At 52.5% G+C, this 17,191-nt stretch carries 12 protein-coding genes, 2 tRNA genes and 3 rRNA genes; 4 read left to right on the top strand and 13 right to left on the bottom strand.

What is annotated here, in order from left to right; translation table 11 throughout:
- Positions 1-15: 15 nt before the first annotated feature.
- From dsbA to HUZ68_RS23860, 3 genes are all read right to left on the bottom strand, one after another.
- Positions 16-642 carry a thiol:disulfide interchange protein DsbA gene (dsbA, locus tag HUZ68_RS23870; RefSeq protein ID WP_000725337.1) on the bottom strand — a complete coding sequence of 209 codons (627 nt, stop codon included), beginning with the start codon at positions 640-642 and terminating at the stop codon, positions 16-18.
- A 16-nt stretch (positions 643-658) separates the two neighbouring features.
- Entirely contained in the window at positions 659-1,645 is a 987-nt protein-coding gene (srkA, locus tag HUZ68_RS23865; RefSeq protein ID WP_001626369.1) for a stress response kinase SrkA, read from the bottom strand.
- A gap of 76 nt (positions 1,646-1,721) precedes the next feature.
- The gene (locus tag HUZ68_RS23860; RefSeq protein ID WP_001295263.1) at positions 1,722-1,991 is read right to left on the bottom strand and encodes a YihD family protein; all 270 of its coding nucleotides are present in this window, start codon (positions 1,989-1,991) and stop codon (positions 1,722-1,724) included.
- 69 nt (positions 1,992-2,060) lie between these two features.
- On the opposite strand from HUZ68_RS23860, the gene mobA reads away from it, so the two are divergent.
- Both mobA and mobB read left to right on the top strand, forming a co-directional pair.
- Positions 2,061-2,645 (top strand): molybdenum cofactor guanylyltransferase MobA, encoded by a 585-nt coding sequence (gene mobA / locus HUZ68_RS23855; RefSeq protein ID WP_032281453.1) that lies wholly within the window; start codon positions 2,061-2,063, stop codon positions 2,643-2,645.
- Positions 2,627-3,154: a molybdopterin-guanine dinucleotide biosynthesis protein MobB gene (gene mobB, locus HUZ68_RS23850; RefSeq protein WP_034173810.1), complete on the top strand. Its 528-nt coding sequence runs from the start codon at positions 2,627-2,629 to the stop codon at positions 3,152-3,154. Before mobA ends, mobB begins: the two co-directional genes overlap by 19 nt.
- Before the next feature lie 101 nt (positions 3,155-3,255).
- Here the strand turns inward: mobB and rrf are convergent.
- From rrf to pepQ, 9 genes are all read right to left on the bottom strand, one after another.
- Positions 3,256-3,371: ribosomal RNA gene (gene rrf / locus HUZ68_RS23845) — 5S ribosomal RNA — on the bottom strand.
- Between the two features lie 94 nt (positions 3,372-3,465).
- Positions 3,466-6,368, bottom strand: a 23S ribosomal RNA gene (locus tag HUZ68_RS23840).
- A 183-nt stretch (positions 6,369-6,551) separates the two neighbouring features.
- Positions 6,552-6,627, bottom strand: a tRNA-Ala gene (locus HUZ68_RS23835).
- Positions 6,628-6,669: 42 nt separating this feature from the next.
- Positions 6,670-6,746, bottom strand: a tRNA-Ile gene (locus HUZ68_RS23830).
- Positions 6,747-6,814: 68 nt separating this feature from the next.
- Positions 6,815-8,356 (bottom strand): 16S ribosomal RNA (locus HUZ68_RS23825).
- Together the 16S, 23S and 5S rRNA genes with 2 tRNA genes alongside form the textbook arrangement of a ribosomal RNA operon.
- Positions 8,357-8,733: 377 nt before the next feature.
- Complete coding sequence (gene hemG / locus HUZ68_RS23820) at positions 8,734-9,279, bottom strand: menaquinone-dependent protoporphyrinogen IX dehydrogenase (protein ID WP_000853959.1); 546 nt, start codon at positions 9,277-9,279, stop codon at positions 8,734-8,736.
- A gap of 11 nt (positions 9,280-9,290) precedes the next feature.
- A complete protein-coding gene (trkH, locus tag HUZ68_RS23815; protein ID WP_000545677.1) occupies positions 9,291-10,742 on the bottom strand; it encodes a Trk system potassium transporter TrkH in 1,452 nt (483 codons plus the stop codon).
- A gap of 38 nt (positions 10,743-10,780) precedes the next feature.
- Positions 10,781-11,395 carry an IMPACT family protein gene (locus tag HUZ68_RS23810; RefSeq protein WP_001296979.1) on the bottom strand — a complete coding sequence of 205 codons (615 nt, stop codon included), beginning with the start codon at positions 11,393-11,395 and terminating at the stop codon, positions 10,781-10,783.
- Positions 11,395-12,726 carry a Xaa-Pro dipeptidase gene (gene pepQ / locus HUZ68_RS23805; protein WP_000444561.1) on the bottom strand — a complete coding sequence of 444 codons (1,332 nt, stop codon included), beginning with the start codon at positions 12,724-12,726 and terminating at the stop codon, positions 11,395-11,397. Before pepQ ends, HUZ68_RS23810 begins: the two co-directional genes overlap by 1 nt.
- 189 nt (positions 12,727-12,915) lie before the next feature.
- On the opposite strand from pepQ, the gene fadB reads away from it, so the two are divergent.
- Together fadB and fadA are read left to right on the top strand one after the other, a co-directional pair.
- A complete protein-coding gene (gene fadB / locus HUZ68_RS23800; protein WP_000965909.1) occupies positions 12,916-15,105 on the top strand; it encodes a fatty acid oxidation complex subunit alpha FadB in 2,190 nt (729 codons plus the stop codon).
- Positions 15,106-15,114: 9 nt separating this feature from the next.
- On the top strand, positions 15,115-16,278 hold the full coding sequence (gene fadA / locus HUZ68_RS23795; RefSeq protein WP_000438736.1) for an acetyl-CoA C-acyltransferase FadA: 1,164 nt from the start codon (positions 15,115-15,117) through the stop codon (positions 16,276-16,278).
- Between the two features lie 191 nt (positions 16,279-16,469).
- Here the strand turns inward: fadA and fre are convergent, their stop codons facing one another.
- Positions 16,470-17,171 carry an NAD(P)H-flavin reductase gene (fre, locus tag HUZ68_RS23790; protein WP_000209826.1) on the bottom strand — a complete coding sequence of 234 codons (702 nt, stop codon included), beginning with the start codon at positions 17,169-17,171 and terminating at the stop codon, positions 16,470-16,472.
- Between the last annotated feature and the right edge of the window lie 20 nt (positions 17,172-17,191).

The following is a 17,191-nucleotide window of genomic DNA, read 5'->3' as shown; positions in this document are numbered from 1 at the left end:
GTAATTTACATTGAATTATTTTTTCTCGGACAGATATTTCACTGTATCAGCATACTGCTGAACAAAAACATCCATATTGCTGGTATCCATACCCTGCGGATTCAGCTGATATTTACCGTTAACAAACATCGCCGGAACACCACGCAATTGCACGTCAGCTGCGGCTTTTTCCTGCTGAGCGACCAGAGATTTCACCACGAAGCTGTTCCACGCCGCGTCGTACTCTTCACCTTTAATACCTGCGTTGATAAATACATCGCGGATATCAGAAGCAGAACGAATGGTCTGGGTTTTCTGTACGCCTTCAAACAGCGGAACAGTCACTTTGTCTTCCACGCCCAGCGCCATCGCCACAGCCCATGCCTGAGTCAGATCTTTGCCCAGGTCACCACCCATGAAGTTGACGTGGTATTTAGTCATCTTCACGCCTTCCGGCAGTTTTTTCTTCACATTATCAGAAATATGCAGAACTTCTTCAAACTGATAGCAGTGCGGGCAGAAGAAAGAGAAAAACTCCAGCACTTGCGGCGCGCCAGCTACCGGTTTTTCCAGGGTAGTGTACTGTTTACCATCTTCATACTGCGCCGCCGATGCGCTAAACGCTAAAACTAAACCAGCCAGCGCCAGCCAAATCTTTTTCATGATCTACTCTCTCCGATTAATACATAGGTGTTAATTGCAAAGGGGGTTCTTGTAGAACTTTTGCCTGTTCTATAAAAGTCGCCGTCTGTCGTAGCCAGTAATCTTCCCCGGTTAACCACGGGAAATTTTTCGGGAACGCGGGATCAGCCCAACGCCGTATTAGCCAGGCAAGATAATAAACCAAACGCATGGCGCGTAAAGGTTCAATCAGTCCGATTTCAGCGGTGTCGAACTCGCTAAATTCTTCATAAGCTTCAATAATAGTTTCCAGTTGCATCCGCTGCTCGGCTTTATCGCCATTGAGCAACATCCACAAATCCTGAATAGCTGGACCATTACGTGCATCATCCAGATCAACAAACATTGGACCATCGCGCCAGAGAATATTCCCGGCGTGGCAGTCTCCATGTAGCCGCAGAACGGTGAAATCTTCCCGCCAGTGTGCTGTAACGGCGGCGATCAGCTCATCTGTCGCTTTCAGGAATGCCGCTTTCAACCCGGAAGGTATCAGTGTAGCGTCCTCAAACAGCTTGCGTGGCTCAATGAGATATTCATTCAGACCGATGGTCGGGCGATGGATAAAAAGCTGTTTGCGCCCCGTCTGGTGCATACGCCCTAAATAACGCCCAACCGCTTCCATCTGATCGATATTATCAGCTTCGAACTGGCGACCACCGACGCTTGGAAAAACAGCGAAATAAAATCCCTGATGATTCAATAAAGTCTGACCGTTAAAAGCCACAGGTGCTGCGACCGGAACTTCATCATTTACCAGCTGCAACGCAAATTGATGTTCTTCGAGGATTTGATCGGCTGTCCAACGTTCAGGGCGATAAAATTTGACGACAAAACGTCGACGATCTTCGTCCTGAAATTGATAGACACGGTTTTCATAGCTGTTAAGCGGGGTAAGACCGGAATCCACCCGGATCCCTTGCTCAAACAGAGCGTCCATGATGGTATCCGGGTGTAGTGTCTGGAAAGTAAAAGCGCTGTTGTTCATCCCATCATCCGGAAAACATTACGAATGATGAAGGATATCATTTCACGATGATTTTGGTGGCGCCGCTTACAAGCTTTTACTCTTTAATTACGCCGCGAGCGCGTAACAGCGCCGTTTTGAAGTCTTCCTCATAATCTTTCTGCAAACCCGGGATCACCGCATCTTTCGCGGAATCACGCATTTTCAGGTGATAGATCAGAATGTCATCCGTCAAATCCGCCAGTTCGCCGTCAAAACCTGACTCTTTCGCCAGTTTCTGCAAAAATTGCAACAGGTTAAGGTCTGGCTCTTTTTGCCAGGCTGGCTGGAGGAGTTCAATAACTTCATTCAGACGTTTACATTTCATAGTAATGCTCCTTACTCTTGAGACAGACACGTTAGCAGGGTCAATCCCACAATAAAAGAGGCGATATCGGTGAATCTGATGACGACGATAACAGGCGTTGTGCTGGCAGGCGGTAAAGCCAGACGAATGGGCGGCGTAGATAAAGGATTGCTGGACTTAAATGGCAAACCGCTGTGGCAACATGTCGCTGACGCGCTTATGACGCAGCTCTCTCACGTCGTGGTTAATGCTAATCGTCATCAGGAAATCTATCAGGCAGGCGGTCTGAAAGTGATTGAAGATTCACTGGCGGATTACCCAGGCCCTCTGGCAGGGATGCTTTCAGTAATGCAGCAGGAAGCTGGTGAGTGGTTTTTGTTTTGTCCGTGCGATACGCCTTACATTCCCCATGATTTAGCCACCCGGCTTAATCATCAGCGCAAAGATGCGCCTGTCGTGTGGGTCCATGACGGTGAACGCGATCACCCGACTATTGCTCTGGTAAACCGCGCTATTGAGCCTTTATTGCTGGAATATCTGCAAGCAGGAGAACGCCGGGTAATGGCATTTATGCGTCTGGCTGGCGGGCATGCGGTTGATTTCAGCGATCATAAAGATGCATTTGTTAACGTGAATACGCCAGAGGAGCTTGCCCGATGGCAGGAAAAACGATGATACCGTTACTCGCCTTTGCCGCGTGGAGTGGTACCGGAAAAACTACGCTTTTGAAAAAACTGATCCCGGCATTATGCGCCAGAGGGATCCGTCCAGGGCTGATTAAGCATACGCACCATGATATGGATGTTGATAAGCCAGGCAAAGATAGCTATGAGCTGCGCAAGGCTGGCGCGGCACAAACCATCGTTGCCAGCCAGCAACGATGGGCCTTGATGACGGAAACACCAGACGAAGAAGAGCTGGATCTACATTTTCTCGCAAGTCGAATGGATACCTCAAAGCTGGATTTGATTCTGGTCGAAGGGTTTAAGCATGAAGAGATCGCAAAGATTGTGCTGTTTCGCGATAGAGCCGGACATCGACCGGAAGAATTAGTGATAGACAGGCATGTTATTGCTGTAGCCAGTGATGTGCCGCTTAATCTTGATGTCGCATTACTGGATATTAATGATGTTGAGGGGCTGGCTGATTTTGTGGTGGAGTGGATGCAAAAGCAGAACGGATAAGCAAGAGTAGGCTGGATAAGACGCGCCAGCGTCGCATCCGGCATTTTTTTGCACCAACGCAAAAAGGCCATCCGTCAGGATGGCCTTTCGCTTAATTTGATGCCTGGCAGTTCCCTACTCTCGCATGGGGAGACCCCACACTACCATCGGCGCTACGGCGTTTCACTTCTGAGTTCGGCATGGGGTCAGGTGGGACCACCGCGCTAAGGCCGCCAGGCAAATTCTGTTTTATCAGACCGCTTCTGCGTTCTGATTTAATCTGTATCAGGCTGAAAATCTTCTCTCATCCGCCAAAACAGCTTCGGCGTTGTAAGGTTAAGCCTCACGGTTCATTAGTACCGGTTAGCTCAACGCATCGCTGCGCTTACACACCCGGCCTATCAACGTCGTCGTCTTCAACGTTCCTTCAGGACCCTTAAAGGGTCAGGGAGAACTCATCTCGGGGCAAGTTTCGTGCTTAGATGCTTTCAGCACTTATCTCTTCCGCATTTAGCTACCGGGCAGTGCCATTGGCATGACAACCCGAACACCAGTGATGCGTCCACTCCGGTCCTCTCGTACTAGGAGCAGCCCCCCTCAGTTCTCCAGCGCCCACGGCAGATAGGGACCGAACTGTCTCACGACGTTCTAAACCCAGCTCGCGTACCACTTTAAATGGCGAACAGCCATACCCTTGGGACCTACTTCAGCCCCAGGATGTGATGAGCCGACATCGAGGTGCCAAACACCGCCGTCGATATGAACTCTTGGGCGGTATCAGCCTGTTATCCCCGGAGTACCTTTTATCCGTTGAGCGATGGCCCTTCCATTCAGAACCACCGGATCACTATGACCTGCTTTCGCACCTGCTCGCGCCGTCACGCTCGCAGTCAAGCTGGCTTATGCCATTGCACTAACCTCCTGATGTCCGACCAGGATTAGCCAACCTTCGTGCTCCTCCGTTACTCTTTAGGAGGAGACCGCCCCAGTCAAACTACCCACCAGACACTGTCCGCAACCCGGATCACGGGTCAACGTTAGAACATCAAACATTAAAGGGTGGTATTTCAAGGTCGGCTCCATGCAGACTGGCGTCCACACTTCTAAGCCTCCCACCTATCCTACACATCAAGGCTCAATGTTCAGTGTCAAGCTATAGTAAAGGTTCACGGGGTCTTTCCGTCTTGCCGCGGGTACACTGCATCTTCACAGCGAGTTCAATTTCACTGAGTCTCGGGTGGAGACAGCCTGGCCATCATTACGCCATTCGTGCAGGTCGGAACTTACCCGACAAGGAATTTCGCTACCTTAGGACCGTTATAGTTACGGCCGCCGTTTACCGGGGCTTCGATCAAGAGCTTCGCTTGCGCTGACCCCATCAATTAACCTTCCGGCACCGGGCAGGCGTCACACCGTATACGTCCACTTTCGTGTTTGCACAGTGCTGTGTTTTTAATAAACAGTTGCAGCCAGCTGGTATCTTCGACTGATTTCAGCTCCATCCGCGAGGGACTTCACCTACATATCAGCGTGCCTTCTCCCGAAGTTACGGCACCATTTTGCCTAGTTCCTTCACCCGAGTTCTCTCAAGCGCCTTGGTATTCTCTACCTGACCACCTGTGTCGGTTTGGGGTACGATTTGATGTTACCTGATGCTTAGAGGCTTTTCCTGGAAGCAGGGCATTTGTTGCTTCAGCACCGTAGTGCCTCGTCATCACGCCTCAGCCTTGATTTTCCGGATTTGCCTGGAAAACCAGCCTACACGCTTAAACCGGGACAACCGTCGCCCGGCCAACATAGCCTTCTCCGTCCCCCCTTCGCAGTAACACCAAGTACAGGAATATTAACCTGTTTCCCATCGACTACGCCTTTCGGCCTCGCCTTAGGGGTCGACTCACCCTGCCCCGATTAACGTTGGACAGGAACCCTTGGTCTTCCGGCGAGCGGGCTTTTCACCCGCTTTATCGTTACTTATGTCAGCATTCGCACTTCTGATACCTCCAGCATACCTCACAGTACACCTTCACAGGCTTACAGAACGCTCCCCTACCCAACAACACATAGTGTCGCTGCCGCAGCTTCGGTGCATGGTTTAGCCCCGTTACATCTTCCGCGCAGGCCGACTCGACCAGTGAGCTATTACGCTTTCTTTAAATGATGGCTGCTTCTAAGCCAACATCCTGGCTGTCTGGGCCTTCCCACATCGTTTCCCACTTAACCATGACTTTGGGACCTTAGCTGGCGGTCTGGGTTGTTTCCCTCTTCACGACGGACGTTAGCACCCGCCGTGTGTCTCCCGTGATAACATTCTCCGGTATTCGCAGTTTGCATCGGGTTGGTAAGTCGGGATGACCCCCTTGCCGAAACAGTGCTCTACCCCCGGAGATGAATTCACGAGGCGCTACCTAAATAGCTTTCGGGGAGAACCAGCTATCTCCCGGTTTGATTGGCCTTTCACCCCCAGCCACAAGTCATCCGCTAATTTTTCAACATTAGTCGGTTCGGTCCTCCAGTTAGTGTTACCCAACCTTCAACCTGCCCATGGCTAGATCACCGGGTTTCGGGTCTATACCCTGCAACTTAACGCCCAGTTAAGACTCGGTTTCCCTTCGGCTCCCCTATTCGGTTAACCTTGCTACAGAATATAAGTCGCTGACCCATTATACAAAAGGTACGCAGTCACCCCATAAAAGAGGCTCCCACTGCTTGTACGTACACGGTTTCAGGTTCTTTTTCACTCCCCTCGCCGGGGTTCTTTTCGCCTTTCCCTCACGGTACTGGTTCACTATCGGTCAGTCAGGAGTATTTAGCCTTGGAGGATGGTCCCCCCATATTCAGACAGGATACCACGTGTCCCGCCCTACTCATCGAGCTCACAGTATGTGCATTTTTGTGTACGGGGCTGTCACCCTGTATCGCGCGCCTTTCCAGACGCTTCCACTAACACACACACTGATTCAGGCTCTGGGCTCCTCCCCGTTCGCTCGCCGCTACTGGGGGAATCTCGGTTGATTTCTTTTCCTCGGGGTACTTAGATGTTTCAGTTCCCCCGGTTCGCCTCATTAACCTATGGATTCAGTTAATGATAGTGTGTCGAAACACACTGGGTTTCCCCATTCGGAAATCGCCGGTTATAACGGTTCATATCACCTTACCGACGCTTATCGCAGATTAGCACGTCCTTCATCGCCTCTGACTGCCAGGGCATCCACCGTGTACGCTTAGTCGCTTAACCTCACAACCCGAAGATGTTTCTTTCGATTCATCATCGTGTTGCGAAAATTTGAGAGACTCACGAACAACTCTCGTTGTTCAGTGTTTCAATTTTCAGCTTGATCCAGATTTTTAAAGAGCAAAACTTCGCAGTGAACCTTTGCAGGTACACTCTGAAGTATTTTTTATTTAATCACTACAGAGATGGTGGAGCTATGCGGGATCGAACCGCAGACCTCCTGCGTGCAAAGCAGGCGCTCTCCCAGCTGAGCTATAGCCCCATAACATGTAGTTAAAACCTCTTCAAATTTGCCGTGCAAATTTGGTAGGCCTGAGTGGACTTGAACCACCGACCTCACCCTTATCAGGGGTGCGCTCTAACCACCTGAGCTACAAGCCTGTAGAGGTTTTACTGCTCATTTTCATCAGACAATCTGTGTGAGCACTGCAAAGTACGCTTCTTTAAGGTAAGGAGGTGATCCAACCGCAGGTTCCCCTACGGTTACCTTGTTACGACTTCACCCCAGTCATGAATCACAAAGTGGTAAGCGCCCTCCCGAAGGTTAAGCTACCTACTTCTTTTGCAACCCACTCCCATGGTGTGACGGGCGGTGTGTACAAGGCCCGGGAACGTATTCACCGTGGCATTCTGATCCACGATTACTAGCGATTCCGACTTCATGGAGTCGAGTTGCAGACTCCAATCCGGACTACGACGCACTTTATGAGGTCCGCTTGCTCTCGCGAGGTCGCTTCTCTTTGTATGCGCCATTGTAGCACGTGTGTAGCCCTGGTCGTAAGGGCCATGATGACTTGACGTCATCCCCACCTTCCTCCAGTTTATCACTGGCAGTCTCCTTTGAGTTCCCGGCCGGACCGCTGGCAACAAAGGATAAGGGTTGCGCTCGTTGCGGGACTTAACCCAACATTTCACAACACGAGCTGACGACAGCCATGCAGCACCTGTCTCACAGTTCCCGAAGGCACCAATCCATCTCTGGAAAGTTCTGTGGATGTCAAGACCAGGTAAGGTTCTTCGCGTTGCATCGAATTAAACCACATGCTCCACCGCTTGTGCGGGCCCCCGTCAATTCATTTGAGTTTTAACCTTGCGGCCGTACTCCCCAGGCGGTCGACTTAACGCGTTAGCTCCGGAAGCCACGCCTCAAGGGCACAACCTCCAAGTCGACATCGTTTACGGCGTGGACTACCAGGGTATCTAATCCTGTTTGCTCCCCACGCTTTCGCACCTGAGCGTCAGTCTTCGTCCAGGGGGCCGCCTTCGCCACCGGTATTCCTCCAGATCTCTACGCATTTCACCGCTACACCTGGAATTCTACCCCCCTCTACGAGACTCAAGCTTGCCAGTATCAGATGCAGTTCCCAGGTTGAGCCCGGGGATTTCACATCTGACTTAACAAACCGCCTGCGTGCGCTTTACGCCCAGTAATTCCGATTAACGCTTGCACCCTCCGTATTACCGCGGCTGCTGGCACGGAGTTAGCCGGTGCTTCTTCTGCGGGTAACGTCAATGAGCAAAGGTATTAACTTTACTCCCTTCCTCCCCGCTGAAAGTACTTTACAACCCGAAGGCCTTCTTCATACACGCGGCATGGCTGCATCAGGCTTGCGCCCATTGTGCAATATTCCCCACTGCTGCCTCCCGTAGGAGTCTGGACCGTGTCTCAGTTCCAGTGTGGCTGGTCATCCTCTCAGACCAGCTAGGGATCGTCGCCTAGGTGAGCCGTTACCCCACCTACTAGCTAATCCCATCTGGGCACATCCGATGGCAAGAGGCCCGAAGGTCCCCCTCTTTGGTCTTGCGACGTTATGCGGTATTAGCTACCGTTTCCAGTAGTTATCCCCCTCCATCAGGCAGTTTCCCAGACATTACTCACCCGTCCGCCACTCGTCAGCGAAACAGCAAGCTGCTTCCTGTTACCGTTCGACTTGCATGTGTTAGGCCTGCCGCCAGCGTTCAATCTGAGCCATGATCAAACTCTTCAATTTAAAAGTTTGATGCTCAAAGAATTAAACTTCGTAATGAATTACGTGTTCACTCTTGAGACTTGGTATTCATTTTTCGTCTTGCGACGTTAAGAATCCGTATCTTCGAGTGCCCACACAGATTGTCTGATAAATTGTTAAAGAGCAGTGCCGCTTCGCTTTTTCTCAGCGGCGCGGGGTGTGCATAATACGCTTTCCCGCTACAGAGTCAAGCATTTATTTTTGCCTTCTCTGCCGGAATTCTCAGGAGAACCCCGCTGACCCGGCGGCGTGTTTGCCGTTGTTCCGTGTCAGTGGTGGCGCATTATAGGGAGTTATTCCGGCCTGACAAGAGGAAATTTAAAATAATTTTCTGACCGCGCATTTTTTATTCTTTATGCTTATTTCAGCGTCGGTTTGTCGGTTAAATGGGCGATTTCTCGGGCGAAATTCGCCACCTGCTCCCAATCGGTATAGACAACTTCTTTGCGCGTATCCGTTTCACCGCCTGACATCTTCATAATCAGCTTGATCATAAAACGGTCGTACCAGCGATAACGTGGGTAACGCAGCGCCCCGGCAATGACCGCGCAGCGATCGGGACGCCATTGCGAGTTCATCAGAAACTTCCGCGCGTAGCTGTTGGTCTGTGGAGTGCGCTTCTCCGGTTTACGCGCCACCAGGTTTACGGAGTAAAAGGCGCTCGGCATCGAATTCAGCCGCGTCGCATGCTTTTTGACAAATTCCTGGAACGCAGAGTGGTAGTGACCATAGCGAATAGAAGCACCAATGACCACACGGTCGTAGTTTTCCCACTGTGGTTCTTCAATGCGGTGCACATTGGCGACATCCGCCTGGATCCCCAGTTCTTTCAGTTCCGAAGCCAAGTAGGAGGCAATCTCGCGCGTTTGTCCGTCCCTTGTTGAGAAAAGAATTAATGTTTTCACGTATTACTCCATCATTCACGCCAGAAAGTCGGGGTAAAGAGCACCAGCAATGTAAAGACCTCGAGACGACCAAACAGCATGTTGGCAATCAGGATCCATTTAGCCACCGGGTTCATACTGGTAAAGTTATCAGCAACCACGCCAAGCCCTGGCCCCAGGTTATTCAATGTCGCAACAACTGAGGCAAAGGCAGAAAAGTCATCCACGCCCGTGGCGATAATCGCCAGCATACTGACAATAAACACCAATGCATAGGCGGAGAAAAATCCCCAAACGGCTTCGAGGATACGTTCCGGCAGTGCGCGATTCCCCAGCTTAATGCTATAGACGGCGTTCGGATGCACCAGTCGTTTCAGCTCACGGTTCCCCTGCTTAAACAGCAGCAGGATGCGGATCACTTTCAGGCCACCGCCCGTTGACCCGGCACAACCGCCGATAAAAGCCGAACATAAAAGCAGTACCGGCAAAAAGAGCGGCCAGCGGGCAATGCTGTCAGTCGTAAACCCGGCGGTTGTCGCCATCGACACCACCTGGAAAAACGCCTGGTTAATTGTCATCAGCGCCGAACTGTAGACATTATGAAACCACAGTACGAGGGTACAAATAACCACCAGCGTAAACTGTACGCCGATAAACATGCGAAATTCCGGATCGCGCCAATAAACCTTCAGACTACGCCCACTTAACAGTGAAAAGTGCAGACCGTAGTTACAGCCGGAGATCAGCAGGAAGATAGCAATGATAGTGTTAATAGTCGGGCTATCGAAATAACCGATACTGGCATCATGTGTCGAGAAGCCGCCAATAGCGATAGTCGCAAAGCTATGGCCGATGGCATCAAAGGCATCCATTCCGGCAAACCACAACGCCAGCGCACAGGCGACGGTCAGCAAGACATAAATCAACCACAGGGTTTTCGCCGTTTCCGCAATTCGCGGGCGCATTTTGTTATCTTTCAGCGGGCCGGGCATTTCTGCACGATAGAGCTGCATCCCACCCACGCCGAGGATAGGCAGTATCGCAACCGCTAACACGATGATCCCCATCCCGCCAAACCATTGCAGCATCTGGCGATAAAAGAGGATGGCGTGAGGGAGCGAATCCAGCCCCACCAGCGTAGTGGCCCCGGTGGTGGTCAGGCCAGAGAAAGATTCAAAAAACGCATCGGTAATCGTGAGGTTCGGGCTTTCCGAGAAGATAAAAGGGAGCGCACCGACACTACCCAGCACGGTCCAGAACAGCACCACTATCAGAAACCCCTCACGGGATTTCAGTTCGCCCTTCTCTTTGCGGTTCGGCCACCACAGCATAGAGCCAATGGCGAGGGCGACAAAAAAGGTCTGGGTAAAAGCGCGGCCCGCTCCATCCCGGTAGATGAGTGCTACCAGCCCAGGGATAATCATGGTCCCTGAAAATAAGATGACCAGTAGTCCAACGATTCGGGTAATGGCGCGAAAATGCATCTCTGCCGCTTCCTTAGTTCTGCAAAACGAAGTGGGGATTATTCTTCAATCGCTAACAATTGCAATGAACCACGGCTAAAATCCGCCAGCTTTGCGGAAAATTCAGCCACTTTCGCCGCCGGAAGCGCCACCCGCAGCAGAACGAATGCCTGATAATCACTGTTGATAATTTTGCCGTCACACTGCCCCAGCAACGCTTCAATGCCGGTTAACTGACTATATTCACATTGCAAAGTATATTCGGTTAATGGCGTCTTGCGTTGGGTCGTTAGCTGGCGCAGCGCCTGATTCACGCCGCCGCCATACGCTTTCACTAACCCACCGGTGCCAAGCAATATGCCGCCGTAGTAGCGCACTACCACAGCGGTAATTTCCCCGACGCCGCTGCCCATTAGCTGGGCGAGCATCGGTTTACCTGCCGTTCCCGCCGGCTCCCCGTCGTCAGAGAAACCCAGCTGTTGAGAATCATCCGGCGCACCCGCGACCCACGCCACGCAATGGTGCCGGGCATCGGGGTGTTCTGCCCGCACCGATTCAACAAACGCTTTCGCCGCCTCAACGCCATCGGTATGCGCCAACATCGTTATGAAGCGGCTCTTTTTGATCTCTTCAACGACCGTGACCGGTGCCGCAGGAATTAACCAGCTTTCCATCACGCCAGTTTCAGATCCCGGGTCATGTTTTCCACGTTGTTTTCGTGGATCACCACGTTGTCTTCGATACGAATGCCGCCGAACGGTTTCAGTGCTTCAATTTTCTGCCAGTTGAAGTGCTTGCTGAACTGCCCTTCACGCCACGGTGCCAGTAGCGATTCAATGAAGTAGATACCCGGTTCGATGGTTAACACCATGCCCGGCTGGAGAATACGGGTGCAGCGCAGGTACGGATATTTTGCCGGTGCCGCGAGGTGCGTACCGCTATCATCCTGCATAAAACCGGCGACGTCATGCACCTGCAGGCCCAGCGGATGGCCGATACCGTGCGGCATAAACGGTCCGGTGAGATCGTTTTCGACCATCGCTTCTTCACTCATATCGGTGATGATTTGATGTTTACGCAGCAATTTGGCGATGCGCTGATGGAACTGGATGTGGTAATCCACATAGCTAACGCCAGCTTTCATGGTCGCGATCAGCGCCAGTTGTTCATCATTTACGTCTTTCACCAGCTGTGCGTAATCGTTGTCACTTTTTGCCGACCAGGTACGGGTCAGGTCAGCGGCATAGCCGTTATATTCGGCCCCAGCATCCAGCAGGAAGCTGCGCATCTCTTCCGGCGCCTGATGATCCAGTTTGGTGTAATGCAGCACCGCAGCGTGTTCGTTAAGCGCCACAATGTTGCTGTAAGGTACGTCGGTATCACGATGACCGGTCGCGGTCAGATAGGCAATGTTGATATCGAACTCGCTCATGCCAGAACGGAACGCTTCTTCTGCCGCACGATGACCGTTGACCGCCATTTTCTGCGCTTCACGCATACAGGCCAGTTCGTACTCGGTTTTGAAGGAGCGATAGTAATGCAGGTAGTCGATAACCCCTTTCGGGTTGATGTTGCTGGCCTCAATACCCAGTTGCAGCGCACGCTCCGGCACCGGACCGATATAACCGATATTGCCGCGCGCAGCAGGCAGCAGGCTACCAATGCCATCGGCTTTCGGCAGCGCGATCACTTCCACATCTTCAGTCCAGAAGGAGGTCGGCAGCGGTTCGACGTTGTGCCAGTAATCAACCGGCAGATAAAACCACAGTTTCGGCTTGTTCACGCCATCCACCAGCAACCAGCAGTTTGGCACCTGAGTTACCGGCACCCACGCTTTGAATTGCGGGTTCACTTTAAACGGATAGGGATGATCGTCGAGAAAAACATTGAACAGCTCGCCGGAGTGAATAAGTAACGCATCCAGCTTGAAGCGCGCCAGCGCATCGCGAGTCCGTTCTTGTAAGGTAGCTATATGATTTTTATAGAGCGAGGCCAGTGATTCCATTTTTTACCCTTCTGTTTTTTTGACCTTAAGTCTCCGCATCTTAGCACATCGTTCATCCAGAGCGTGATTTCTGCCGAGCGTGATCAGATCGGCATTTCTTTAATCTTTTATTTGCATATTTTTAACACAAAATACACACTTCGACTCATCTGGTACGACCAGATCACCTTGCGGATTCAGGAGACTGACATGCTTTACAAAGGCGACACCCTGTACCTTGACTGGCTGGAAGATGGCATTGCCGAACTGGTATTTGATGCCCCAGGTTCAGTTAATAAACTCGACACTGCGACCGTCGCCAGCCTCGGCGAGGCCATCGGCGTGCTGGAACAGCAATCAGATCTAAAAGGGCTGCTGCTGCGTTCGAACAAAGCGGCCTTTATCGTCGGTGCCGATATCACCGAATTTTTGTCTCTGTTCCTCGTTCCCGAAGAACAGTTAAGCCAGTGGCTGCATTTTGCCAATAGCGTGTTTAATCGCCTGGAAGATCTGCCGGTGCCGACCATTGCTGCCGTCAATGGCTATGCGCTGGGCGGTGGCTGCGAATGCGTGCTGGCGACCGATTACCGTCTGGCGACGCCGGATCTGCGCATCGGTCTGCCGGAAACCAAACTGGGCATCATGCCGGGCTTTGGCGGTTCTGTACGTATGCCACGTATGCTGGGCGCTGACAGTGCGCTGGAAATCATTGCCGCCGGTAAAGATGTCGGCGCGGACCAGGCGCTGAAAATCGGTCTGGTGGATGGCGTAGTCAAAGCAGAAAAACTGATTGAAGGGGCGATGGCGATTTTACGCCAGGCCATTAACGGCGACCTCGACTGGAAAGCGAAACGTCAGCCGAAGCTGGAACCGCTAAAACTGAGCAAGATTGAAGCTACCATGAGCTTCACCATCGCTAAAGGGATGGTCGCACAAACGGCGGGGAAACATTATCCGGCCCCCATCACCGCAGTAAAAACCATTGAAGCTGCGGCCCGTTTTGGTCGTGAAGAAGCCTTAAACCTGGAAAACAAAAGTTTTGTCCCGCTGGCGCATACCAACGAAGCTCGCGCACTGGTCGGTATTTTCCTTAACGATCAATATGTAAAAGGCAAAGCGAAAAAACTCACCAAAGACGTTGAAACGCCGAAACAGGCCGCCGTGCTGGGCGCAGGCATTATGGGTGGCGGCATCGCTTACCAGTCTGCGTGGAAAGGCGTGCCGGTTGTCATGAAAGATATCAACGACAAGTCGTTAACCCTCGGCATGACCGAAGCCGCGAAACTGCTGAACAAGCAGCTTGAGCGCGGCAAGATCGATGGTCTGAAACTGGCTGGCGTGATCTCTACAATCCACCCAACGCTCGACTACGCCGGGTTTGACCGCGTGGATGTTGTGGTAGAAGCGGTTGTCGAAAACCCGAAAGTGAAAAAAGCCGTACTGGCAGAAACCGAACAAAAAGTACGCCCGGATACCGTGCTGGCGTCTAACACTTCAACCATTCCTATCAGCGAACTGGCCAACGCGCTGGAACGTCCGGAAAACTTCTGCGGGATGCACTTCTTTAACCCGGTCCACCGAATGCCGTTGGTGGAAATTATTCGCGGCGAGAAAAGCTCCGACGAAACTATTGCGAAAGTCGTCGCCTGGGCGAGCAAGATGGGTAAAACGCCGATTGTGGTTAACGATTGCCCCGGCTTCTTCGTCAACCGCGTGCTGTTCCCGTATTTCGCCGGTTTCAGCCAGTTGCTGCGCGACGGCGCGGATTTCCGCAAGATCGACAAAGTGATGGAAAAACAGTTTGGCTGGCCTATGGGTCCGGCATATCTGCTGGACGTTGTGGGCATTGACACCGCGCATCACGCTCAGGCGGTGATGGCAGCAGGCTTCCCGCAGCGGATGCAGAAAGATTATCGCGATGCCATCGACGCGCTGTTTGATGCCAACCGCTTTGGTCAGAAGAACGGCCTCGGTTTCTGGCGTTATAAAGAAGACAGCAAAGGTAAGCCGAAGAAAGAAGAAGACGCCGCTGTTGACGACCTGCTAGTAGAAGTGAGCCAGCCGAAGCGCGATTTCAGCGAAGAAGAGATTATCGCCCGCATGATGATCCCGATGGTCAACGAAGTGGTACGTTGTCTGGAAGAAGGCATTATCGCCACTCCGGCAGAAGCGGATATGGCGCTGGTCTACGGCCTGGGCTTCCCTCCGTTCCACGGCGGCGCGTTCCGCTGGCTGGACACCCTCGGCAGCGCAAAATACCTCGATATGGCACAGCAATATCAGCACCTCGGCCCGCTGTATGAAGTGCCGGAAGGTCTGCGTAATAAAGCGCGTCATAACGAACCGTACTATCCCCCGGTTGAGCCAGCCCGTCCGGTTGGCGACCTGAAAACGGCTTAAGGAGTCACAATGGAACAGGTTGTCATTGTCGATGCAATTCGCACCCCGATGGGCCGTTCGAAGGGCGGTGCTTTTCGTAACGTGCGTGCGGAAGATCTCTCCGCTCATTTAATGCGTAGCCTGCTGGCGCGTAACCCGGCGCTGGAAGCGGCGGCCCTCGACGATATTTACTGGGGTTGTGTGCAGCAGACGCTGGAGCAGGGTTTTAATATCGCCCGTAACGCGGCGCTGCTGGCAGAAGTGCCGCACTCTGTCCCGGCGGTTACTGTCAATCGCTTGTGTGGTTCATCCATGCAGGCACTGCATGACGCAGCACGAATGATCATGACCGGCGATGCGCAGGCATGTCTGGTTGGCGGCGTGGAGCATATGGGCCATGTGCCGATGAGTCACGGCGTCGATTTTCACCCTGGCCTGAGCCGCAATGTCGCCAAAGCGGCGGGCATGATGGGCTTAACGGCAGAAATGCTGGCGCGTATGCACGGTATCAGCCGTGAAATGCAGGATGCCTTTGCCGCGCGGTCACACGCCCGCGCCTGGGCCGCCACGCAGTCGGGCGCATTTAAAAATGAAATCATCCCGACCGGTGGTCACGATGCCGACGGCGTCCTGAAGCAGTTTAATTACGACGAAGTGATTCGCCCGGAAACCACCGTGGAAGCCCTCGCCACGCTGCGTCCGGCGTTTGATCCAGTAAACGGTACGGTAACGGCGGGCACATCTTCTGCACTTTCCGATGGCGCAGCTGCCATGCTGGTGATGAGTGAAAGCCGCGCCCATGAATTAGGTCTTAAGCCGCGCGCTCGTGTGCGTTCGATGGCGGTCGTTGGTTGTGACCCATCGATTATGGGTTACGGCCCGGTTCCGGCCTCGAAACTGGCGCTGAAAAAAGCGGGGCTTTCTGTCAGTGATATCGGCGTGTTTGAAATGAATGAAGCCTTTGCCGCGCAGATCCTGCCATGTATTAAAGATCTGGGACTAATTGAGCAGATTGACGAGAAGATCAACCTCAACGGTGGTGCGATCGCGCTGGGTCATCCGCTGGGTTGTTCCGGTGCGCGTATCAGCACCACGCTGCTGAATCTGATGGAACACAAAGACGTTCAGTTTGGTCTGGCGACGATGTGTATCGGTCTGGGTCAGGGTATTGCGACGGTGTTTGAGCGGGTTTAACCACTTGCCGGATGCGGCGTGAACGCCTTATCCGGTCTACCGATCCGGCACCAATGTAGGCCTGATAAGACGCGCCAGCGTCGCATCAGGCATCGTGTGCCGAATGCCGGATGCGACATAGATCTAAATGCCACTGAATAAAGTTTTAGTTGCCGTTCTTCCCGCCTGTCAGGGGCGGGTTTTTTTATATCTCAGATAAATGCAAACGCATCGCCAAACAGGCGATCTTCCCGCGCATTACGCTCACTGCAAAACAGGTCACGGGCAATTTTCGCCATCTCAAAACGTCCGGCAATATAGATATCATGCTCTGCCAGCGTACCGTGATCCTGCAATACCGCCGTTAACACGGTGCCAGTACGCCCACGCCAGCCCGCTTCCGGTTGTTCAACCACCGGCACCACTTGCAGACCAGGATGCTTCAACGAAAGCGCCTCAAGCTCGCAGAGATCATACAGATGCTGCTCTTCACGCCCGCCCCAGTAAATGGTGATATCACGGTTTGGGTTACGCGCCAACGCTGTCAGCAAAATCGAGCGGGCATAAGAGAACCCGGTGCCGCCCGCAATCAAAATCATCGGACGCTCTTCATCATCGCGCAGCCACGCTTCTCCGTGGGGAATATCGACCACGATTTGATGATCTTTGAGGATGCGGTCCATGACTGCTTTCGCGTAAAGGTTGATTTCAGAAGCGCCAATATGCAGCTCGATAAACCCTTTTTCATCCGGCGTCGAAGCCATTGAGAACGGACGTTTGTCGCGCTCATCCATCACTACCATCAAATACTGACCAGCGCGAAAAGAAAAGGCCGCGTCTGGCACGATGCGGACACGATATACGGTATCCGTGATAGCTTCTACCGAGGTCACTTTACAGCTTAAGGTTGTCATGCGCTTTCTCTGTCGGATCG

This window comes from Shigella dysenteriae (genome assembly GCF_022354085.1).
Taxonomy (GTDB): Bacteria; Pseudomonadota; Gammaproteobacteria; order Enterobacterales; family Enterobacteriaceae; genus Escherichia; species Escherichia coli.
Note: the sequence above shows the minus strand (reverse complement) of the source record. Positions and strands in the feature narration are given on the sequence as shown.